Raw genomic sequence first — 21,913 nt, forward strand, 5'->3', positions numbered from 1 at the left:
GCTGGGCAGGGGCTGGTTTCGGGTCGGCGCGGTCAGCGGACGTCGACGTAGTCGCCCGAGGCGGTGGCGGGTGCGGTGGTGGACGAGCCGGCGAAGGTGTAACGCCAGTAGCCGTCCGTAGACGCCTTCGCCGTGGTCTTCAGGTTTCCGGAGCTGTCGGTGGTGATCGTCTTCACGGTCGTGTACGTGGACGTCCCCTTCTTGCGGAACTGCAGCTTCACCTTCTGACCGGCGTAGCCGTGGTAGCCGCCGCGCGTCTCCCAGTCCACGCGGGAGAGCTTGCCGGTGATGGTGAGGGTCTTGCCCTTGGCGACCGGCTCGGGAGCGGCGTTGGCCGTCAGCGTCGCGTCGCGCAGGACGGGCGCCGACTTGGCGGTGCGCAGGTCGACATGGCCCGTACCGTCCGCGGACTCGGCCCAGGCAGCCAGCTTCCAGGTGCCGGCGAGGGAGTTCCGGCCGAGGGTCCAGCGCGGCTCGACGTAGGCGAAGTGCGCCTCGCAGGTGGACGTGGTCGCGTTGGCCTCGGTGCAGGCCGCCGGCCAGGTCCCGTAGAGGACGGCGTCGGGGGTGTCGTACGAACCCTTGTAGAGGTACATGTCTCCGTTCGCGATCCCCGACGGGTCCGTGGCGGTGAACTTCGCCTTGAACTCCTGCAGCGGCTCGTCGGTCAGCTCCACCGGCTTGCCCCCGTTGACCACGACGTTCGAGATGCGGGTCGCTCCCACCGTCTCGTCGCCCCGTGGCGCCGGGCCGGCGAACGCCCGCTCGATGGTGCGGCGGAGGCTGCCTCCCCGGTCGTCGGCGGCGGTGACGCGCAGGGAGACGAAGGAGGCGGTGGCGGGCACGTCGAGAGTGGCCGAGCCGTCGGACGCGACGGGCAGATCCGTCCAGGTCGTCCCGTCGTCCGTGGAGTAGGCGAGCCCGGTGATCCTGGTGTTCGCCTGAGCCGCGTCCGTGTTGCGGGTGGTCGCGCTCGCCTGGACCCGGACCGGGCCGGCGGCCGCGCGGCCGTACCCGTCGAGCCCCGGAACGCTCAACCGGGCGTCGATCAGCGGGAGTTCCTGGCCTTCCGCGTAGTCCGAGCGGAACGTCCACTCGTTGCGTACGTCCGTGGAGAGCCGGGAGTACGGGACACGGCGGTGGACGGTCTGGTCGAGGGTGTACGTCCGCTGCAGCGACGGCAGGCTGGACGACGTCAGTGTGTCGTACGCGTCGAGGCCGTCGGCCTGGGCGTAGGTGACGCCGTCGGAGGAGGTGAGCTTGTACGAGTACGTCGCGCGGCCGTCGGTGCCCGCGTGCCCGTTCGTGTCGCCGAAGGCGTGCGGCTCGTAGAGCCAGATCTTCCCGGAGTTCCGCTGCGAACCGCCCCACTCCCGGCGGAGCGGCTGCAGCGGGGCCGCGCCCAGGGTCTCACCGGTGCCGGTCCCGGCGGGCAACGTGCGGTCCGGGAGGTTCAGGGTCAGGTCGCCGGTGCCGTAGGACAGCAGTCGGCTGTAGGTGACGCCCGGGGTGGCGTACTCGGTGACCGAACCGGCAACCGGCACCGCGGCGCCGATGTAGACGCCCGTCTGCTCGCCGAAGGACGGGACGCTCTGCAGGGCGGCCGTCGTCCGCGTACCCGGGGCGCCCACCTTCGTGACGGTCTTCGCCAGGGCCGACGTACGGACCGTCGCGACGGGTGAGGCGGGCACGGTGGTGGTGAAGCTGTGCGTGAGGTCGTAGCGGTAGGGGCTGGGCACGCTCGCCGAGGCGCCCTTCTTGCCGAGCACCTCGTGCAGGCGCAGGGAGACGCCGCTCACCGAGAACGGAGTGACGTACACCTTGTCGGCCCCCGAGCCGGCGAAGCCCGCCAGGCCGCCGCCCGGGACGCTGATCCACACGGCGGACGCGTCCCGGGTGGCGGTGGTGTCGTCGGTGCGGATCGCGGTCTCCTTGGCCGCCCGCTGGTCGAAGGTCACCGTCTTGGCGGCCGAACCGACCGAGAAGGTACGGGTGAGCAGGTAGCTCGGCTGCTGCCAGTCGTTGTGCAGCGCGACCGAGAAGTAGTCACCCGGCGGCAGCTTCACGGTCGACGAGGCGCCGGCGGTGTCGCTGTCGACGGCGTACGACGTCCACGTGCGGCGGTCCCAGACATAGAACAGCTTCGACCGGACGTCGGCGTTCGTGATGGTCAGCTTGACCGCGTACGTCGACGCGGCGGCGCTCATCGTCGTGGGAACGCTCTGCGTGCTTCTGGGTCGCGCCGTCAGCGGAAGTTTCGCGGTGGTGCGGTCTGCCGCGGACGTCCCGGTCGGCCGCACGGACACCGTGCCGTTCACCGACGCGACCGAGTAGCGGGTTGCGTGGGCCGCGCCTTGCGCGTCCGCCGTCACCCGGACGTCACGTCCGTCGATGAGCTCGAGGCGCCCGTCGTGCCCCAGCGCGACGCTCCTGGCGCCGAGGGCCACGTCCGTCGCCGACGAGACCGCCCCCACCGTGGCCGGTCCGCTGTCCGACGCGGTCGCCGCGGGCGCGAGCAGCATCGAGGCGGTCAGTGCTGCTCCGCACAGCCCCGCCGCGGCGCATCTTCGAACCCGCCCTGTGCGCAAAACGAACATCAATTGCCCCCCCTGCCTGTTTCCCCTGAGACCGCCCCCGGCGCATCTGCCGCAGGGGAGATCGGCTCACTCTAAAGGGCGTTCCGGAGATCGCCAGCTTGATTGTCATGCACACCAAGCGCCACGCCCGTACCTCAAGAGGCACACCTGTGCGATCATTCGCCTGATTTCGCCGTGCGCCGCCCTCGACCCGCGGTCACCTGGGCCCCGGCATTCACCTGCGTCGCTCGACGCCGTCCTGGGGGGAACGCCATGCCCTACCGTCTGCGCGTACGCGGCAGATCCGCGGCGTACACCGCGCTCCTGTTCGCACTCACCCTGTCGGTCCTGCTGACGGCCCTTCTCCCGGTCGGCGCCGCGCAGGCGTCCGACGGCGGCAGTACCGCGTCGTCCGCCTCGGCCCCGGCCCCGTCGCCGGCCCCGGCCTCCGCCGCCTCCTCCTCCGCCACCGCCGAGGACTGCGCCACCCTTCCGCTCGCCCCCTTCGGCGACCCGGGTTCCGCGGTGGGCAAGGCGACGGTCGCCGCCGACGGCAGCGCCTGCTTCACCTTCACCGCCGAGCGGCCCGGCCTGCACCGCGTGCTGACGGAGAGGACCGCGACGACCGCCGAGGTCTTCGACGGCGAGACCCCGTTGGACTGCTACGACTTCACGTGGGGCGACGGCTGGTGCGAGCTGCCTCGCGCCGGTGCCTTCACCCTGAAGCTGACCAACACCAGCTGGGGGACCGGGAGTCGCGAGATCCCCGTGACCGTCACCCCGCTGGCCACCACCGCGGGCTGTGCGCGGGAGACCGGCACCTCGTGGGACCTGCCCCCGGTCACCGGCTCCGCGGTCTCTCCGTACGGCCTCGTGTGCCATCCCTTCACGGGAAAGCCCGGCGAGCGGATCACGGTCGACTTCGGCACCGACACGCACGGCGAGAGCGTCAACTGGATCACCGACGAGACGGGTGCCCATATCTGCCCGCACTTCAACGAGGACGACAGCGACGGGTGTGTGCTGCCCGGCGACGGGCCGTACCGGGTGCTGGGGCACGTCCGCCAGGCCGAGCGCGGCTTCCCCGCCCCGTACACCCTGAAGATCCGCCGGTTGTCCGACCCCGCGGGTTGTGCGCGTGTCCCGGTGAACGCGTACAACTCCGCCCCCACCACGGTGGATCCGGCCACCGGCTGCAAGGTCTTCACCGCCGCGCGGGCCGGACGGTACAGCGTGTACGAGGTGACGGACGGGGCCCGTTCCTCTCTCCCCGTGTACGACCGTGGGGGGAAGACCGTGTGCGCCGGCTGCGGCATCCCCGCCGGTGACTACACCGTCCTCACCGGCCACCCCACCCTCATCCTCGACCGCGCCGGCACCGCCGGCTGCGAGCCCGTCGAACTCGGCACTCACCAGGGCACCTTCGCCACGGCGGGCGAGACCGACTGCCTGACACTGCCGCTGCCCGGGGGCGCCCGGATGGCCGCGCTGACGCCCCTGAGCGGTCCTGCTCCGCAGCCGGAGGTCGTGGTCGTCGACGCCGACGGCGTCCAGCGGTGCAACGGGGAGTCCCTCGGCGCGGGCACCTGCGCGCTGACCGGGGCCGCCCCGTTCCGCGCCCTGGTGTCCACCGACGACGACAACACGGCGACCGGCTCGTACCGCCTCGCCCTGCACCGCACCGACGCGGCGAGCGGCTGCCCGGCCATCACCGCGGGCGACTTCACGGCCGTCGGCGCCACGGCCCGGTTCGGCACCGGCGACGGCGTCTTCTCCCACTGCCTGTCCATCCCGGCGGACGACCACAGCGCGAGGGAGAACCTCCAGCTGCGGGCCGTCTCCGGCGGCTCCACCGCCGAGTTCTCGGTGCTGGACGCCGACGGCAAGCAGGTCTGTGACGTCTGGCCCTCCCTGTCCACCTGGAGCACCTGTGCCCTCGCCCCGGGCGTCGCGCACACGGTGCTGGTCACCGGCCGCGACACCGCCGCCGAGTACACCCTCGCCCGGCGTGACGTCACCGCCACCGCCCGGGGCTGCGCGGCGAACCCGGCGACCGCGGTGGGCGGCCCGTCCACGGGCGGCACTCCGGCCGCACCCGGCCTGCTGCTCTGCCGTCAGGTGACCACCGCCGACGCCGGCGACACCCTGCACCTCGATGTCCGCGACCCGCTGGGCACCGCCAACATCCTGGTGTACGACGCGGAGGGCGAGGCCGTCTGCTCGTACCGCAACAAGGCGTGCGCGGTCACCGGCTCCACCAGCTACCAGGTCCTCGTCACCGTCCCGGCGAACCTGAAGGCCGCCGCGTCCTACCGGTTCGACGCGCTGCGCATCGCGACCCCCGCCGGACCGGCCGCCGAGTGCGCCAAGGCCCCGAACGTCAGCTACGGGTACGGGCCGGTCACCGGCACCCTGGACGAGCAGCACAGCGCGGTCTGCGCGGCGCTGCCCACCGCGTACAGCGACCGCTTCGACTTCGTGGCCGGCGACACCGCGGGCGGCACCCAGACGGCCGTGCCCGCGCTGTACGACGCCAGCCTGGACAACACCTGCACGCAGTACATCCCGACCGGCTACAAGTGCTCGGTGAATGAGCCGTACACGACGGGGGTCACCCCGAGCATCCTGGTCGTCGGGCTGCCCGAGAAGGCCTCGCAGACCGCCTACCGGGCGGAACTCGTCTGCACGTCCTCACTCTGCGGCACCGAGAAGATCACCGTCGGCACGGTCACCCCGGCCGGCGGCGTCAGCGGCGCCAGGACCACGGTGACCGTGACGGGCACCGCCCTGCACGAGGACGACAAGGTACGGATCAGCAAGTCCGGCAGGACGGTCGAGTCCACCACCACCTCGGTGGCGACCGACCGGAAGTCCCTGACGGCCGTTCTGGACCTGACCGGACTCACCCCGGGCGACTGGAACCTCAGCGTCATCACCCACAACGGCTGGGAGTACCCGCGTGGCTCCTTCACGGTCAGCCCGGCCCCGCTGAAGAACACCACGGCCCCGGCCGTCACCGGCACCGCCCGGGTCGGCTCCAGGCTCACTGCCGCGCCCGGCTCCTGGACGCCGGCCCCGGACTCGTACACCTACCAGTGGAAGGCCGACGGCCAGGTGATCTCGGGGGCCACCGCCGCCACGTACCTGGTGCCCGCCTCGCTGCGCGGCAAGAAGGTGACCGTCGCCGTCACCGCACGCAAGAGCGGCTGGCAGAGCACGACCGCCGAGTCCTCCGCACGCGTCATCACGGCGGCGCCCAGGGACCACGCGGGTACCGGTTCGGTGCCGGACGGCGTCGGGGACCTGCTGACGCTGAACTCCAGCGGCTCGCTCACCTTCCACCACGGTTCCGGTACGGGTGTCTTCTCGGGCAAGACCAGCGGCTCGGGCTGGCCGGCATCGGTCAGGGCGATCCCGTTCGGGGACGTGAACGGTGACCGGTGCAATGACGTGCTGGTGCGGATGGCCGACGGCTCCGTGCGGGCGTACCGGCCGGGCTGCGGGAAGGCGGTCACGCCGTCGACGTCGTACGTGTCACTGGGCACGGGCTGGAACCAGTACGACGTGCTGACCTCGCCGGGGGACATCACCGGTGACGGGCGGGCGGATCTGATCACCCGCAGCTCCTCCACCGGGGCGATGTACCTGCACAAGGGCACCAGCGACGGGAAGTTGGCGACGCGGGTGAAGCTGTACGACAACTGGAAGGGCTACAAGAAGGTCGTCGGGGTCGGGGATCTGAACGGCGACGGCCACGGGGATCTGGTGGCGCAGGACGCCTCGAACGAGCTGTGGCGCTACAACGGCACGGGCACGGCGAAGTTCGCCTCCCGGACGAAGGTGTTCGACGACTGGGGTGCGGCGTACAACGTCGTCGTCGGCGTCGGGGACATCACCCGTGACGGGAAGGCGGACCTCGTCTCCCGGGACACCTCCGGCAACCTGTGGCGCAACAGCGGCAACGGCAGCGGCTCGTTCTCCGGCCGGGTGAAGATCGCCACCGGATGGCAGGGCTACAAGGCACTCTTCTGAGTCGGCGCCGTGCGCCCGGCGGCGGGTCGTGCGGCGAGGAGGAGTCCGGCCAGGGCGACGCCCATCCAGGCGGTGAGGTAGCAGAAGGCGGCCGTCGGTGAGGCGACGCTCCACAGGATGCCCGCGATGCCACTGGCGACGAGGTTGCCCAGGGACTGGACGGTGGCGAGCAGCCCGAAGGCGGAGCCGCGCAGTTCCTCGGGGGCGAGGGCGGCGACGGCGGAGTGCTGGGCGGTCTCGACCGCGCCGATGCCCACGCCGGCCAGGAGGAACGGAACGGCCAGGACGGCGACGGCGGTCATGTCGAGGGCGAACAGGCCGTAGGAGAGGCCGAAGGCGGCGACGCCTCCGGCCAGGACGAGGACAGGGCCACGGGCGCCGAGTCTGTCGGAGAGCCGTCCGGCGGGAACGGAGGCGATCGTCGCAGCGACGTTGTAGGCGGTGTACAGACCGAGCGCGATCGTGGTCGCGGTCTTCGTCCCGTGCTCCGGCGCCAGCAGCTCCGAGGCCCGCAGAATCAGCAGCGTGGCGGCGACGTTGCCGACCTCGAAAGCCGCGACCGCGCCCAGCAGCCTGCCCAGGTCCCCGGACAGCACGGGCCTGACGCGGATCTTCAGCGGCACTCGGTCACGGCTGGTGGGGCGCGGTGTCCTGCGGATCGCGTAGACGATCGCCGCGGCGGCGAGCAGACCGGGGATGACGGACAGGCCGATCGCCCACTGCACGCCGAGCCAGGCGACCAGGCCGAGGGCGAGGAGGGGGCCGAAGACGGCGCCGAGATTGTCCATCATCCGCTCGAACCCGTACGCCCGGCCGTACGCCTCGGCCGGGACGATGTCGGCCAGCAGCGCGTTGCGGGCCGGAACCCGGAGCCCGCGGGCCGTCCAGGCCGCCGCTCGCAGTACGCCGACCTGCCACACCGCCGTCGCCCCTGCCGTGGCGGCACCGAGTACGGCGGTGGTCGCGTACCCGCCCACCGCGACCTTGCGGCGTCGGCCCGGATCGTCCGCCAGCACACCGCCGCCGAAGCGAGCGGCCCCCGCGAGCGCGTCGGAGACGCCCTCGATGGCACCCAGGGCTGCCGCCGGAGCACCGAGCGTGGACGTGAGCAGGCTGGGCAGCAAGGCGGTGGGGATCTCATGGCCGACGTCAGCGAGGAAACTGGCGGAGCCGATCCCGCGGACACCCGGTGTCAGCCACCGCTCCTCGGTGGAGGCAGTGGGCTGAGTGGGGGGTGAGGTCTCCGTCATGGCAGGAAGTCTGCCGGTTGGCGGAAGCGGCCGACGTGTCCACCGGGCCCAGGTCAGCGACCTGGGCCCTGCTGTTGTCCGTCGGGATCAGTCGTCGCGTGCCGGGCGGTCCGCTCACGCCCGTCGCATACGCCGCAGGGCGACGTGGGCCGGGAGGACGGTGGCCGCCGTGCCGAGCAGGAGGCAGCCTGTCACCGCGCCCGTGAGCCAGGGCCAGGCCAGTGACAGCTCCACCGGCAGGCCCAGCTCCTCGCGAAGGCCGTGGGCCGTGCCGAAGAGGGCCGGTGCGGCCGCCGTCAGTCCCAGGGCTGCGCCCAGGGTGACGACACAGCAGGTTTCGGCGGTGAGGGCCAGCAGCACCTGGCGGGGCGTCGCACCGGACAGGCGCAGTACGCGGAAGTCGCGTACCCGGCCCGCGGTGGCCGTCAGCAAGGTGGAGGCGACGGCGATCGCCGTGTAGCCCGCCGATACGGCGACGAGCATCAGGGTGAAGATCCACACCAGCCGGTCCTCCTCGGCGTCGTCCGAGGCCGCGTACGCCTTCACGGAGATCTCATCGGCTCCGAGCCCGGCCGGGAGGCGAGTGGGGGCCGAGGTGGTGCGGTAGGCGACGTCCGCCAGGGCGGAGGGGTCGTGGTCGCGTACCAGGTCGCGCGGGAGGAGGACCTGGTACGGCATCGGGTCGTCCACCACGGCCGTCACGTGCAACTGCCGCGTGCGGCCGTCCTCGAGGGTGAGCGAGGCCGCATGGTCCTTCCGCCAGCCGTGCGCGGCCGCCACTGCCGCCGTGACGACGACCGTCTCGCCGCGGGGGGCGGGCACGGCGTACACCTGCTCGAAACCGGACGACACCCCGGCCGCGTACAGGGCCGCTCCGCCCTCACCGCCGTACACGGTCGTCGACAGCAGCGACGTGCCCTCGACCCGGGCCACCGCCGCGTCCGACAGGCCCGGCGTCCCCCTGGGCACCACCGCCGCCTCAGCCCGTACGGCCGCGGCCTGCCGGGCGGTGTCGGCACTCTGGGTCATCTGCACGGCGCTGGTGATCAGTACGGCGAAGGCGACGGTCGCCAGTACCGGGGCGACGGTGGCGGAGGTTCGGCGCACCGCGGTGATCATGTTCTCGCGTACGAGCACAGCCGTCGCACCGGGACGCCGGGCGAGCGGCCGGGTGAGCGTCCGGATCACGGGCCCGACCAGCACCGGTGCGAGGAGGGTCAGGCCGACTGTCAGGCTCATCGCCGTCCCGAGGGTCAGCAGCACGATGCCGTCGGCCCCCGCGAAGGCCGTGCCCACCGAGCAGACCGCGCCCGCGCCCGTCGCCGCCAGCCCGGCGACCCGGCGGCGCCGCGTCATCGGCCGGTTGTCCACGGCCGCCTCCCGCATCGCCTCCAGCGGTTTCACCCGGGACGCCCGGCGCGACGCGGCCCCCACGCCGACGAGGGCCACCACCACGCCCGAGGCGAAGGCCGCAACCGGTACCCACCACCGCAGGCGCACCTCGAAGCCCGCCGGCTGGAAGCCCGCGTCGATCAGCAGCCCGGTCATCGTGGGCGCGAGCACCACGCCGAGCAGTGCCCCCGCCGCCGCTGCGACAGCGCCCACCGCCAGGGCCTCGCCGTGCACCAGCCGCTTCAGCTGCCGCGGTGTGGCACCGATCGTCCGCAGCAGGCCGAACTCACGGCGTCGCTGCGCGACGGCGAACGCGAACGTCGAGGAGACGATGAAAACCGTGACGAAGGCGGACAGCAGCGCCATGGCGGTGAGTACCTGGCCGCCGATCCAGCGGGTCATCTCGTCCTGCTTCGGCGCCAGCGCGTCGCGGGAGGCACCGGCCAGGACCGTGCCGTCGCCGCCGACGACGCGCCGCGCGGCCGCCACGGCGCGGGTGGCGTCGGTTCCCGGCTCCAGGAGCAGCCCGATGGTCCGGACTCCGCCGGCCAGTTCGGAGGCCCGCCGGTCGGTGACGTAGTAACCGGGGCCGTTCATCGTCCCGGACACCGAGAACCGTTGCGGCCCGCGAGCCGTCAGCACCGTGACCGGCTCGCCCGGCGCGAACCCGAGGGACCGGTCCAGGACGATCTCGCCCGCGGTGGCAGGCGGCCTGCCCTCGCTCAAGTCGTACGCGGCGAGCGCCGCGGCCGACCAGGGGTGGCCCTGTCGCTCTCCCCCGCGCTGTTCGGTGCCCGCCGCCTGCGCGTAGAACGACCGGTCCGCCACCGCCTCGGCGACTCCCGGCAGCTCGGCCAGCTTCCGTCGTAGTTCCTCGGCGCGCTGCGGTGCCCACGGCGGGTTCTCCACGAACACTCCACCGGTCTGCGTCCCCGCCGGGCTCTGCACCAACACCGGTGCCCCCGCGAGCCGTTGGGGCACCTTCGTGCCGTCCGACAGCAGCACCAGCCCGCTCATCGCCACCACCGCGACGCCCAGCGCCACGGCCACGAAGCACCCCAGGAAGGAGCTCCAGCGTTCCCTTGCCGTCGCCAGGCTGATCACGGACCCACCTCCAGCGCGGCGGTCCGCGCCGCGATCGCCTCGGCACCGGCGGCGCCCGGCAGTTCGTCCACGAGCCGGCCGTCCGCCAGAAGCAGCACGCGATCCGCGTACGCCGCGGCGGCAGGGTCGTGCGTCACCATCACGACCGTCTGGCCCTGGCTGCCCACGAGGTCCCGCAACAGCCGCAGCACCATCCGCGACGCCCGGGTGTCCAGCGCGCCGGTCGGCTCGTCGGCGAAGAGGACGGCGGGCCTCGCGATCATCGCCCGCGCGATCGCGACTCGCTGCTGCTGGCCTCCCGACAGTTCGCTCGGCCGGTGTCCGAGGCGGTCCCCGAGCCCGACAGCGGAGAGCACCGCCCGCACCTCGGCTGCCGCAGGACGCCGCCCGGCCAGTCTCAACGGCAGTTCGACGTTCTGCGCGGCGGTCAGCGCCGACACGAGGTTGAACTCCTGGAAGACGAAACCCACCCGCTCCCGGCGCAGCACCGTCAGCGCGTCCTCGTCCAGTCCGCCCAGATCCGTGCCGCCGATCAGCACCTGCCCGGCGGTCGGCCGGTCGAGACCCGCCGCGCAGTGGAGCAAGGTGGATTTGCCGGAACCGGAGGGGCCCATGACGGCGGTCATCGTGCCCGCCGCGAAGTGCGTGGACACGTCGTCCAGAGCCGTGACGGCCTGCTCCCCGGTGCCGTGGCGCTTCGTCACCGAGCACAGCTCGACGGGCCGTGCGGTCGCCGAAGTGGCGTGTGTCGTGGTCATGTTGCAAGGGAACGGCAGGCGAACCGCCCGGCACATTCCCGCCCGGGCGAGAGGTGATACTCCAGCTGGCACTACTGCCTTCGGGTACCGGCGCCGCTACGTTCGACCGCGTGACCCCTCGAACTGTCCTGGAGGCCCTCGCCCGCAGCCCGTTGGGATATCTCCGCACCGTGTGGCCGTGGCGCGCACTGGGGTTCCTGTTGTCCGGCGGGGTGTTCGCGACGGCCGCGTACCTCGGTGTCGGCGGGCTGTTCACCGCGTCCCTCGGCACATGGGCCACGGCGCTCTGCGCGGTGGCCCTCGTGGTCTTCGCCGGTGCCCTCGCGGGCCCGCTCGAGCGACGCCGCCTCGCGCTCGTCGACCGGGGCGACCGCGGTGGCCGCGGTGACCGGCCCGAACCGCGCAACGGCCTGCCGGTCGCCGGCTACGGCGCCGTGTCCGTCCTGGCGGTGGGCTGGATGGACCTGGCCGTCGTCCTGGTCTCGCTCGGCATCCCGGGCTTCCTCCTCCTCGCGCCACTCCAGCCCACGGCCTCCGCCTGGCAGACCGTGGCCGGCCCCGTCGCGGGTGCCCTGCTCCTGCCCGTGTCCGCGTACCCCATCGGTGCCTGGGCGGGCGTCCGGGCCGCGGTGACCCGTGCTGTCCTCTTCCCGAAGGACCACGAACTGCGCGAGGTCGTGCGCTCCCGAGCGCGCCTCGTCGACGCCTTCGAGACCGAACGCCGCCGCATCGAACGCGACCTTCACGACGGCGCCCAGCAGCGCCTTGTCGCCCTCACCATGAAGCTGGGCCTCGCCGCCCTCGACCTGCCGCCCGGCAGCGCCGCGGCGAGGGAGGTCGCACAGGCCCACGCCCTGGCCAAGGAAGCGCTCACCGAGCTGCGGGAGCTGATCCGGGGCATCCATCCCCAGGTTCTGACCGAGCGCGGGGTGCCCGCCGCCGTGCGGGACATCGCCGGGCGGTGCCCGGTCCCCGTGCACCTGGACATCGGTCTCTCCGGCCGGCTTCCGGCGAACGTCGAGCAGACCGCGTACTTCGTGACCGCCGAGGCGCTCACCAACATCGCCAGACACAGCGGTGCCGACCACTGTCGCATCACTGCCCGCTGCCAGGACGGACTGCTCCGCCTCGACATCGAGGACAACGGTTCGGGCAACGCCGACCCCGCTCGCGGTACGGGCCTCATCGGCCTCGCCGACAGGATCGCCGCGGCCGACGGCAGAATGCTCCTGTCCAGCCCGCCAGGCGGGCCCACCCTGCTGAGAGCGGAGATCCCGTGCGGCCGTCCCTCCGCATCGTGATCGCGGAGGACGCCGTCCTCCTGCGCGAAGGTCTCGTCCACCTCCTCCAGCGCTTCGGCCATCAGGTCCTCGCCGCCGTGGGCGACGGCCCCTCCCTGCTCGCCGCGGCCCGGGAGCACCGACCGCACCTGGTCATCACCGACGTCCGTATGCCACCCGGCCAGACGGACGAAGGGCTGCGGGCTGCCCGCCGGCTCCAGTCCGAGCAGCCCGGACTCGCCGTCCTCGTCCTCAGCCAGTACGTCGAGCAGACGTTCGCCGAGGAACTGCTGGACGACCGCCGCGGCAGCGTCGGAACGGGCTACCTGCTCAAGGAACGCATCGGCGACGTCGAGGAGTTCGCCGACGCCGTCACCCGGGTCGCCGCCGGATCCACGGTCGTCGACCCCGAGGTCGTACGCCAGCTGCTCGCCCGCCGCCGCGATCCGCTGGAGCGGCTCACACCGCGCGAACGCGAGGTCCTGGCGCTCATGGCCGAGGGCCGCTCCAACGCGGCGATCGCCCGCCGGCTCGTCGTCACCGAGGCCGCCGTCGCCAAGCACATCGCGAGCATCCTCCTGAAGCTCGACCTCCCGCCCGCGGCCCCCGACGACCACCGTCGGGTCCTGGCGGTACTGGCGTATCTGCGTGCCTGAACCCACCTGCCGGGCGCGGGCCCACGGAACGGGCCTCGCCCCGGCCGGCCACCGCACCACCTGATTCAGCAGGCGACAACGCCCGGACAGCTCTAGGAAGCGCCGGCCTGCGCCTGCTCCAGGACATGGAGTTCGCGCTCGATGGTCGACCGGAAGGACTGCATGGGGGTCACTTCCCAGGTGACGTCGTGCCAGAAGGGCAGGCTGCTCAGCAGTTGCCCGACCTCCTCACCCGACTCGGCCTCCAGGAAGAAGGCTCCGACCCGCTGACCCGCGAAGATGCCGCCGGCCTTGACCGTCTCGCCCTTCTCCTCCCACTGTGCCAGCGTTTCGAGAGCCGGAAGGACCCGATCGTTGATGAGGGTGGGCATCCGGTCCTCGGGCAGCAGCGTGCCGGGTTCCGTGTACTTGCCGATCACGAGGAACTGCATCGGTGTGCTCCTTCAGCAGGTGCTCCAACCGGACTCTCTCAGCGTCTCTCGGTCGTTGCGCCGCCGCACCTGGAGCATCGCAGGGCGTAACGGGTGACGGGTCCCCCCTTCCCTCCCGGCTCCTCGCGGTTCACAGTGGAACCGGAACTACTCCCCAGGGGAGGCGTCATGATCGTCCTGGGCATCATTCTGCTCGTCGTCGGCTTCGTCACCGGCGTATCCATCCTGTGGACCATCGGGATCGTCCTGGTGGCCGTCGGAGCGATCCTGTGGGTCCTCGGGGCGATGGGACACGCCGTCGCCGGACGACGTCACTACTGGTGACACGGCAGGGGCCGCAGGCCCCGCCCCGAGGGAACGCACGGCCTTCCTGTGACAGGGCCGGGCGCCGCCGCGCCCGGCCCCGCGACTGGCGCGGGTGCCACCCGGACCGGCACCGCCCACCCCGGAGCGGGTCGTAGCCGAATGCGGCCGTACGCCGCCGACCGGCCCGGCGCCGCCCCCTACCCGGGCCTGTCCGTACACCATGGGCAGGAGGCAAGGTCGCGGAGTGATCGAGCCAGGTCGGGGAACCGTCGATCGACCGGGGTCTCGGCCTGCCGACGCGTCCGCGGTCTTCGGCGAGGGTTCCCATGACTGGAGGGGCAGCGTGGTGGAGGGTGTGGGAGACGAGGGGTGGCGGTGTCCGGCCGCGCCGGGTTTCTGGCAGCGGGTCGTCGGGCAGCTGGGCACGGCCCTGATCGTGGTGGACCCCGCCGGACGGATTCTCGCGGTCAACCCGGCCGCCGAGCGGCTGCTGGGCCGCGCCGCCGCGGCGATGGTCGAGGAGGACGCACACGACCTGCTGCACCGGGACGCGCACGGCGGCAGGATCCCCCGGGAGCAGTGCCCGCTGCTGCGGGCCGGGGCCGAGAGGGCCGAGGCGCGGGGGGAGGGCGACATCTGTGTGCGCGGTGACGGTGGCCTGATCGCGATCTCCTGGTCCGCTTCTCCCCTGACGGACGACGGCGCCTTCATGGGCATGGCCGTGCTGTTCACCGACGCCGCCGGCGACCGCAGCGCGCGCCGGGAGCGTGCGGCCTATACGCATGCTCTGGAGGACCTCACCGAGCGGCTGACGCTGGTCGCGGAGATCACCGACGTGCTCGGTCAGACGCTGGAGACCGATGAGGCGCTCGCCCGGCTGGGCCGCCTGCTGGTTCCCCGCCTCGCCGACTGGGCGGCGGTGGACCTCCGGGTCGGTTCCGGACAGGTCCACCGTGTGGCGGTGACGGGTCCCGGGGGCCGGGACGCCGCACAGGAGAACTGGCGCGAGCGCCTTCCCGAGGCCGGGGAGGAGGCCCGCTCCCCTCTGGTCCAGGTGCTGCACGGCGGTGATCCCGTCCTGCAGCGCGAGGCGGACGTCGCCGCGCCGACCGCCTCCGCCCTGTCCGCCGTCCACGGCGGCTTCCTGCGGGCCGCCGGCGCGACGTCCGCCGTCACGGTGCCGCTGGGCTCCCGGCGGCAGATCACCGGCGCCCTGACGCTGGTGCGCACGGACCCGGCGCACCCCTTCGACGCCGACGACCTGACAGTGGTGAGCGACATCGGCCGCCGGGTCGGCCTGGTCATCGACAACGCCCGCCGCTTCGGCCGTCAGCGCGCCGTCGCCGAGGCCATGCAGCGCAACCTGCTCGCCCCGCTGCCCCAGCCCGGCCGGCTGCGGCTGGCCGCCCGCTACCAGCCCGCCCCGGCCGGCTCCCAGGTCGGTGGCGACTGGTACGACGCGTTCGAGCGGAAGGACGGCACGCTCGCGCTGGTCATCGGCGACGTCGTGGGCCACGACCTGACCGCGGCGGCCGGCATGGCACAGCTGCACGGCATCCTGCGCTCACTGGCCTGGGACCACACCGGCCCGCCCGGCGCCGTCGTCGACCGCCTCGACGACGCCATGCCCGCCATCACCACCGTCCCCATGGCCACCCTCGTCCTCGCCCTGCTCGAAGGCGACCCGGACACCGGCCCGTGGACGCTGCGGTGGACCAGCGCGGGGCATCCGCCGCCCCTCCTGCTGACCCGGGACGGACAGGCGCGGTACCTCGAAGCGGGCCAGGGACTCCTCCTCGGCGCCGCTCCGGGCAGCGGCAACAGCCGGCCGAGCGCCGCGCAGTCCCTGCCGCCGGGTTCCACCCTGCTGCTCTACACCGACGGCCTGATCGAGATCCCCGGCAGCGACCTGGACACCGGCCTCGCCCGGCTGCGCCGCCACGCCCTCGCTCTCGCCCACGAACCGCTGGACACGCTGTGCGACCAGCTGCCCGCCCGCATGCCGCCCGGCAGCACCGACGACGTGGCCCTCCTGGCCCTGCGCCTGCCGTCGCCGTGAGAGCCGGGGACCGCGGGGAGGCGGGACGTGGTGCTCAGGGGCTCAGGTCTCAGGTCTCAGGTCTCAGCTCTCGAGGACCAGGACGCGGAACGGGCCGAGCGGGGCCGTCCGAAGTGTGTCGCCTTCGATGTACCGCCACCCCCAGGACCGCAGCGCCTCGACGGTCCTGTGGTCGGAGCGGTTCACCAGCGTGACGGCGACGGCGGCGCCGTGGTCGGTGAGCAGCCGTTTCTGCAGGCGCCGGGCGAGGTTCCAGGCACGGTCCTGGTTCTGCCTGCGTACGCGGGACGGAACGTGGATCCCGCAGATCACGAAGAGGCGTCCGGAGGCGGCGAGCCGGAGCAGCCTCCCCGGCAGGTATCCGTCGAAGCCCTCCCACCCGGGGCCGTCGTCGCGTACGGGGAAACCGTAGGCGCATCCGGTCAGCACGGTGGTCTCCGCGACCAGCAACTCGAATCCCGGCCGCCGTACGTCGGCCGCCAGCCGCCGCAGGAAGGCGCCGCGGGCCTGGTTCCACGCCCAGGGGCCGCCGCCGGACGTCTCCGCGTACAGATCGCCCAGTTCCTGCAGATGGTCCTCGATCTGACGCCGGGTCAGCGGACGGACGCGTTGCCCCTCCCGGGGCGAGGAGCCTCGTTCCGGCCGTGACGGGCCGGGCTTCCGCGCACCGTGCCGGTCCGGGCCGACGGGCCGCCCAAGGAGCTCTGTGGTCGTCGGCGGAACCGGCACGTTCACGGTCATGACGCAAGCCCTGCCCCGGGCACGGGCGGATCCGGCCCGGCGTCGTCGGTCGCCGAGAACGGCACCGGTGCAGGAACCGGCGCACGACATGCCCTCGGTGTCTTCCACCGTACTCCCCGGGCCGCGCCCCCCTTGTGGGCCGACGGTGGCCGGGAACGCCGAGGCGGGTACGGCGGCGCCGTCCGCTCCCCGTCGGTCGGGGGCGCGCGGGAGTACGGTGGAGGTACCGAGGGCATGTCGCACACCGGCTCCCGCGCCGGTCTCGTCCTCGGCGAGACACTTCACCGGAGGCCCCGCGCAGCGCAGCGGCTTCCGGAGACAGGTCAGCGCGATGGCCTCGGCCTTCGATACGTTCCCCGCCGCCGACGCGTGGCCGGAGCCCGACCCGCGCAGGGCCGTACTGGTGCTCTTCACCAGCGGCACCACTGCACCACGGGCACCACGCGCCCGTGGGGCGGCGGGTCCGCTTCCCCCGAGCGCTTCTCGCGTTCGACCGACCGTCAGGCCGTGACCGCCATGGACATCGCCCTCATCATCGCCGCGTTCCTCGTGCTCATCGCCGGCGGCGTGTACATGATCCACCGGCTCAACTCGGCGCACGCCGAAAGGATCGCCTCGTATTCCTACAGCCGCTTCCTTCCGGGCCGCCCCGCCGCCGGGACCGGACCACGCACAGCCAGCGGAATGCCGCAGGGCGTCGAGACCGAGACTCCCCACAGCACAGACGAAGATCCGCCGACGTACGAGGCCGCGGACGGTGATCCCCCCGTGGTCGGACTCGCGGAGGTCCGCATCATCGCCGCCGACCCCGACACCGCCCAACGGGTGGCGCAGTTGCTGCGCCGGAACTTCCGCTGCGACGAGCCACGCAGCTATCCCGCGGGCGCCGACGGGCAGGGCACCCTGCTCCATCTCACGGTCGACACCGGGCACGTCATCGAAGAGCCCTCCGCCGAGTCGCCCTGGCTGACCACGAGCCACACCCAGGCGGGACGCACCCACACCGACGAGCCGGGCTGACCCCGGCCCACCGCGGCACCGGCCACCGCACGACGACCGCCCGAGGACAGGAACCGCGACATGAACCCACCCACCGGCACAGGCCCGCCGCCCAGGGCCGTTGAACGCGCCCCGGCCCGCCCGGAACGCACCTCCGCGGGCCCTGTCCGGCTCGCCCTGCGCCCGCCGACCTTCCCGCCCGGTCCCGTGTGCGGCGCCTGGTGGCCCCGTACCGACGACCTGATGGCCGAACTTCCCGCGCTCACCGAGGCGTTCGACGCGACGCGAGGACGCGTGTCGCGCATGGCGTCCCACCGCGACACCTGGCCGGCGGCACCCTGCGACCTGCCCGTGACCGGGCACACGGTGAAGGCCGCGTGGTTCGCGTCCGGTTTCGACCCGCACATGATCCGGCTCTTCTCGTACGGCGTCGGCCGCTGGGACCTGCTCGTCGTCCCGCCCCGGACCGAGACCGCCACGGCCGCGCGGCTCATGGCCGCGGCGGCCGACCCCGCGCTCCACCTCACCGCGAGCGAACTCCTGGCGGCCGAGCGACGCCGCCACGTCGAGGACCAGGTCGTACGCGAGCAGGGGCAGATGGAGCAGTGGGAAGACGAGGGCGGAGCACCGAGGCGTCCCTCGGCCCCGCTCTCCCCTCCCGCAGACACCACCGAGGAGGCGGCCGGGCCGATCATGACCGCCGCGCTCGGCGACCGCGCCTGACCCGGCAGGAGTAGCGTGGACGGCAGGGCCCTGAACAGGCAGGTGAGCACGATGCCCGATCCCGATTCCCCGCCTCCGGCAGGACTTCTGGCAGACGGTGTGCACGAATCCATACGTCCCGGAACGGCACTTCTGCGGCTCACCACCACGCACGAACGCCGGGGCATCCTCGACGGTGCGTGGTGGCCCCGTTCCAGGAATCTCACCGTCGAACTGCCCGGCCTGATCAGCGCGCTGACCGAGCGCCTCGGGCCGGTCACACGGATCGGCCTGGACTCCGCGGCCTGGGACGAGATGCCGACGCGGATGACCGTCGACGACCGTGTGGTGCACATCGACGTCTTCGCCGTGGGCGACGACACCGCGCTCGTGACCCGAGGGGACCAGGACCACTTCTCCCTGCTCGTGGTCCCACCGGACACGCCCCCCGAGGCGGCGCGAGCCGCCATGACCGAAGCGGTCCGTACCGGCAACCCGAGGCAGGCCCAGCAGATCCTGATCGACACCGGCACGGATCCCAACCGTCCGGCCGGCCCGGTCACTGCGGACGGCCGCCGGCGGGAGGACCGGTGACTCCGGCTGAGCCGCCGGCGGCCGCAGCACACGTTCGCCCAGCTCGTCCTACGGTCGCTCCGTGAGCAGGGGTACGACGTCGGGGAGCCGCGTGCGGAAATAGAAGTGGCCGCCTGGCTGGACGTGGAGCCGGAACCGGCCCTTCGTGCACTGTTCCCAGGGCCGGGCCGCGTGCACCGGGACCGAGGGATCGGCGTCACCGACGACGGCCGTGAGGTCGCAGCGGAGGGGAACGGGCCGGGCCGTGTACCTCTGCAGCAGCCGGTAGTCGTTGCGCACGATCGGGAGGATGACCGCCCGCACGTCCGGGGCGTCCAGCAGCCTCGGGTCCGTACCGCCCTCACCGGCGAGGTCCGCCCGCAGCTCCTCGTCGGTCAGCGAACCGGTGCGGGAGGCCTGGCCGGCTGGGGTGCCGGGCGCCGACCGGCCCGAGACGACGAGATGTTCGAGGCGCTCCCCGAAGTCGTCCTCCAGCAGCCGCGCGACCTCGTAGGCGACGGACGCGCCCATGCTGTGGCCGACGAACGTCGTGGGCAGCGCGGGCCCGGACGCCCCGGCGACCGCGTCGGCCACCGCCCCCGCGAGGGTCGCCATGTCGGGGACGAGCGGCTCCGCCATGCGGTGCTCCCGCCCGGGGTACTGCACGATCCGCAGCTCCACGTGCGGGGGGAGGTGCGCGGCCCAGGCGCGGTAGTAGTTCGCCCCGCCGCCCGCGTGCGGGAAGAGGAGCATCCGGCGCCGGGCGTCCGGGCGCGGACGGGGCACCACGAACCAGGCATCCGGGTCAGCCATCGCCGCCGCCGCGCTTGCTGTCCGAGGCGGAGACGAGCGACGTCCCCTCGTCCCCTCCCCCACCCGGTGCGGACGGCTGCGTTGCCTCCTCGCGGATCCGGAAGCGCTGGAGCGACTTCGGGGCCCACCAGATGGCGCGGCCGAAGATCGCCATGAGGGCGGGCACCAGCAGGCACCGCACCAGGGTGGCGTCCACCAGGATGGCCAGGGCGACGCCCAGGCCCAGCATCTTGGTGAGGGTGATCTGCGAGGTGCCGATGGCCACCATCACGATGGTGAGCAGCACCGCGGCGGCGGTGATCACCCCTCCGGTCTGGGCGATGCCGGAGCGCACGGCCTCGCGGTGGTCGCCGTGCCGGTCGTAGTTCTCCTTGATCCGCGACAGGATGAACAGGGAGTAGTCCATCGACAGACCGAAGGTCAGGCAGAACATCAGCACGGGCAGCGAGGTCTCGATGAACCCGGTGGCCGTGAAGCCGAGCAGCCCACTGAGGTGGCCCTCCTGGAACACCCAGACGGCGGCCCCGAACATCGCGGTGAGGCTGAGCGCGTTGAGCACGACCGCCAGGAACGGGAGCACCAGCGAACCGGTCATGAGGAAGATCATGACGAGGGTGACCAGGACGATGAACAGCAGCGCGTACGGCAGGAGTTCACCGATGACGGCCCGGCTGTCCACCAGCATGGCGGCCTGCCCGCCGACCCTCACCGAGGACGAGGGCGGCTCCTCGACGGCCCGGACGCGCTTGACGAGGTCCTGGCTCTCGACGGAGATGTCCTCGATGGTGGGGACGGGCCAGACGGTCAGGTAGCCGGTGCCCGACACCGCGCGGGTCGCGTTCGCCGCGGTGGGCGGCTGGACCAGCTGTCCGTCCTGGTAGGTGCCGGTCGGGCTGTCCACGCGGGCCACGCCCTTCAGCGCGGACAGCTTCTCGGCGTAGGCACCGATGTCCCGCCGCTCCCCGTCCTGGGCCAGTACGTCGATGCCGCCGGTCGGACTGACGGGGAAGGACTCGCGCAGGGTGTTGTGGACGATCCGGGCCTCGGCCTTCTCACCGAGCGTCCGGTCGTCCACCGTGCCGAACTCGACCTTCAGGAAGGGGAGGCCGACCAGGATCAGAACCGCGGTGACGAGCACAGTGACCAGCGGCGCACGGCGCATCGTCCCCCCGGCGAGGGCACGCCAGCGGCGTTGCGCGGCGGCCTCCCGCTCCTGGCTGCCCTTGCGGCGCAGTCGCAGCGCGTCCACCCGGTGGCCGAGGAGCAGCAGCAGGGCGGGCAGCACGATGAGCGCGGCGAGCGCGGCGAGCGCCACCACGGTGATGCCGGCGTACGCGAACGAGCGCAGGAAGTACATGGGGAAGATCAGCATCGCGGCGAGCGACACGGCCACGACGAAGGCCGAGAACAGGACCGTCCGGCCGGCGCTGTGCATCGTGGCGCTGAGGGCCCGCGCGGTGTCAGGGTCGCGCTTCAGCTCCTCCCGGTAGCGCCGGACGATGAGGAGCGCGTAGTCGATCGCCAGGCCGAACCCGAGTGCCGTCGTCAGGTTCTGCGCGAAGACCGACACGTCGGTCAGGTGCGTGATCCCCGTCAGGACCGCGTTGGTCCCCAGGATGGCGATCACGCCGATCCCGAGCGGCAGCAGCGCGGAGACGACGCTGCCGAAGGCCAGCAGCAGGATGAGGAGCACCAGCGGAAAGGCGATCAGCTCGGACTTCACCAGGTCGTCGGCGGTCTGCTGCTGTGACTCGTTGCGCACGGCGACGGTGCCGCCGAGGGACACCTCCAGGTCACCGATGGTGCCCCGGTAGTCGTCCTCGATGCGCTCGAAGACCTTGCCCGCGTCGGTCTCGTTGCCTTTGATGTGGGCGACGATCAGCGCGTACCGGCCGTCCTTCGCGCGCAGTCCGGGGTCACCGGTCTGCCAGTAGTCGAGGACACCGGTGATGCCCTGCTCCCGGGCCAGCCGCTGTGCCAGCGCGGTGCCCTCCCGCTTCGTGGTGGGGGCGTCGGCCTCCGCCTTCACGAGCAGGACGAGATTGGGCCTGCTGGCCGGGAACTTGGCGTCCATCGTCTCGGCCGCCAGGCTGGACTCCGCGGCCGGGTCCTCGGTGCCGCCGAGTTGGAGCCGGTCGGTGAGACCGCCGCCCACGAGTACCGCGCCCACCAGCAGCGCGACGACACAGGACAGCAGCAGCCTGGGCCGTCCTGCGATTCGAAGTAAAGCTGACATGCTTA

Annotated in this window: 16 protein-coding genes; 8 read left to right on the forward strand and 8 right to left on the reverse strand. The window is 72.7% G+C overall.

Annotation, left to right across the window (positions count from 1 at the left end):
• Positions 1-32: 32 nt before the first annotated feature.
• Positions 33-2,522, reverse strand: a complete 2,490-nt coding sequence (locus tag ABZ386_RS17175) for a hypothetical protein (protein WP_358965001.1) — start codon at positions 2,520-2,522, stop codon at positions 33-35.
• A gap of 327 nt (positions 2,523-2,849) precedes the next feature.
• Here ABZ386_RS17175 and ABZ386_RS17180 point away from each other — a divergent pair, with 327 nt between their 5' ends.
• Complete coding sequence (locus tag ABZ386_RS17180; protein WP_358965002.1) at positions 2,850-6,608, forward strand: FG-GAP-like repeat-containing protein; 3,759 nt, start codon at positions 2,850-2,852, stop codon at positions 6,606-6,608.
• Here the strand turns inward: ABZ386_RS17180 and ABZ386_RS17185 are convergent.
• The 3 genes from ABZ386_RS17185 to ABZ386_RS17195 form a co-directional block, all read right to left on the reverse strand.
• Positions 6,590-7,858, reverse strand: a complete 1,269-nt coding sequence (locus ABZ386_RS17185) for an MFS transporter (RefSeq protein ID WP_356502805.1) — start codon at positions 7,856-7,858, stop codon at positions 6,590-6,592. The genes ABZ386_RS17180 and ABZ386_RS17185 overlap by 19 nt on opposite strands.
• Before the next feature lie 114 nt (positions 7,859-7,972).
• Positions 7,973-10,354, reverse strand: coding sequence for an ABC transporter permease (locus tag ABZ386_RS17190; RefSeq protein WP_358965003.1), 2,382 nt, complete (start codon positions 10,352-10,354; stop codon positions 7,973-7,975).
• Entirely contained in the window at positions 10,351-11,112 is a 762-nt protein-coding gene (locus ABZ386_RS17195) for an ABC transporter ATP-binding protein (protein ID WP_351339269.1), read from the reverse strand. Before ABZ386_RS17195 ends, ABZ386_RS17190 begins: the two co-directional genes overlap by 4 nt.
• Positions 11,113-11,222: 110 nt before the next feature.
• Here ABZ386_RS17195 and ABZ386_RS17200 point away from each other — a divergent pair, with 110 nt between their 5' ends.
• Entirely contained in the window at positions 11,223-12,413 is a 1,191-nt protein-coding gene (locus tag ABZ386_RS17200; protein WP_355717211.1) for a histidine kinase, read from the forward strand.
• Positions 12,389-13,048: a response regulator transcription factor gene (locus ABZ386_RS17205; protein WP_351339265.1), complete on the forward strand. Its 660-nt coding sequence runs from the start codon at positions 12,389-12,391 to the stop codon at positions 13,046-13,048. Before ABZ386_RS17200 ends, ABZ386_RS17205 begins: the two co-directional genes overlap by 25 nt.
• Positions 13,049-13,140: 92 nt before the next feature.
• Here ABZ386_RS17205 and ABZ386_RS17210 read toward each other — a convergent pair whose 3' ends face one another.
• Positions 13,141-13,479, reverse strand: coding sequence for a hypothetical protein (locus tag ABZ386_RS17210; protein ID WP_114254340.1), 339 nt, complete (start codon positions 13,477-13,479; stop codon positions 13,141-13,143).
• Between the two features lie 168 nt (positions 13,480-13,647).
• Between ABZ386_RS17210 and ABZ386_RS17215 the strand changes: the two genes are divergently transcribed.
• Together ABZ386_RS17215 and ABZ386_RS17220 are read left to right on the forward strand one after the other, a co-directional pair.
• Entirely contained in the window at positions 13,648-13,803 is a 156-nt protein-coding gene (locus tag ABZ386_RS17215; protein ID WP_351339262.1) for a DUF6131 family protein, read from the forward strand.
• 325 nt (positions 13,804-14,128) lie between these two features.
• Complete coding sequence (locus ABZ386_RS17220) at positions 14,129-15,844, forward strand: SpoIIE family protein phosphatase (RefSeq protein ID WP_355717206.1); 1,716 nt, start codon at positions 14,129-14,131, stop codon at positions 15,842-15,844.
• A gap of 63 nt (positions 15,845-15,907) precedes the next feature.
• On the opposite strand, the gene ABZ386_RS17225 is transcribed toward ABZ386_RS17220, so the two are convergent.
• Positions 15,908-16,585: a hypothetical protein gene (locus ABZ386_RS17225; protein ID WP_355717203.1), complete on the reverse strand. Its 678-nt coding sequence runs from the start codon at positions 16,583-16,585 to the stop codon at positions 15,908-15,910.
• A gap of 507 nt (positions 16,586-17,092) precedes the next feature.
• On the opposite strand from ABZ386_RS17225, the gene ABZ386_RS17230 reads away from it, so the two are divergent.
• The 3 genes from ABZ386_RS17230 to ABZ386_RS17240 are packed head-to-tail and all read left to right on the forward strand — an operon-like array spanning position 17,093 to position 18,880.
• Positions 17,093-17,605, forward strand: a complete 513-nt coding sequence (locus tag ABZ386_RS17230; RefSeq protein ID WP_351339253.1) for a hypothetical protein — start codon at positions 17,093-17,095, stop codon at positions 17,603-17,605.
• A 60-nt stretch (positions 17,606-17,665) separates the two neighbouring features.
• Positions 17,666-18,307, forward strand: a complete 642-nt coding sequence (locus tag ABZ386_RS17235) for a DUF5994 family protein (protein WP_356502797.1) — start codon at positions 17,666-17,668, stop codon at positions 18,305-18,307.
• 51 nt (positions 18,308-18,358) lie between these two features.
• On the forward strand, positions 18,359-18,880 hold the full coding sequence (locus ABZ386_RS17240) for a DUF5994 family protein (protein ID WP_351339248.1): 522 nt from the start codon (positions 18,359-18,361) through the stop codon (positions 18,878-18,880).
• 48 nt (positions 18,881-18,928) lie between these two features.
• Here ABZ386_RS17240 and ABZ386_RS17245 read toward each other — a convergent pair whose 3' ends face one another.
• Together ABZ386_RS17245 and ABZ386_RS17250 are read right to left on the reverse strand one after the other, a co-directional pair.
• Entirely contained in the window at positions 18,929-19,672 is a 744-nt protein-coding gene (locus tag ABZ386_RS17245; RefSeq protein ID WP_356619558.1) for an alpha/beta fold hydrolase, read from the reverse strand.
• Positions 19,665-21,908, reverse strand: coding sequence for an MMPL family transporter (locus ABZ386_RS17250; RefSeq protein ID WP_358965004.1), 2,244 nt, complete (start codon positions 21,906-21,908; stop codon positions 19,665-19,667). The genes ABZ386_RS17245 and ABZ386_RS17250 overlap by 8 nt, the downstream gene beginning before the upstream one ends.
• Positions 21,909-21,913 lie beyond the last annotated feature (5 nt).

Source organism: Streptomyces sp. NPDC006140, from assembly GCF_040628815.1.
In the GTDB taxonomy this organism is placed as follows: domain Bacteria; phylum Actinomycetota; class Actinomycetes; order Streptomycetales; family Streptomycetaceae; genus Streptomyces.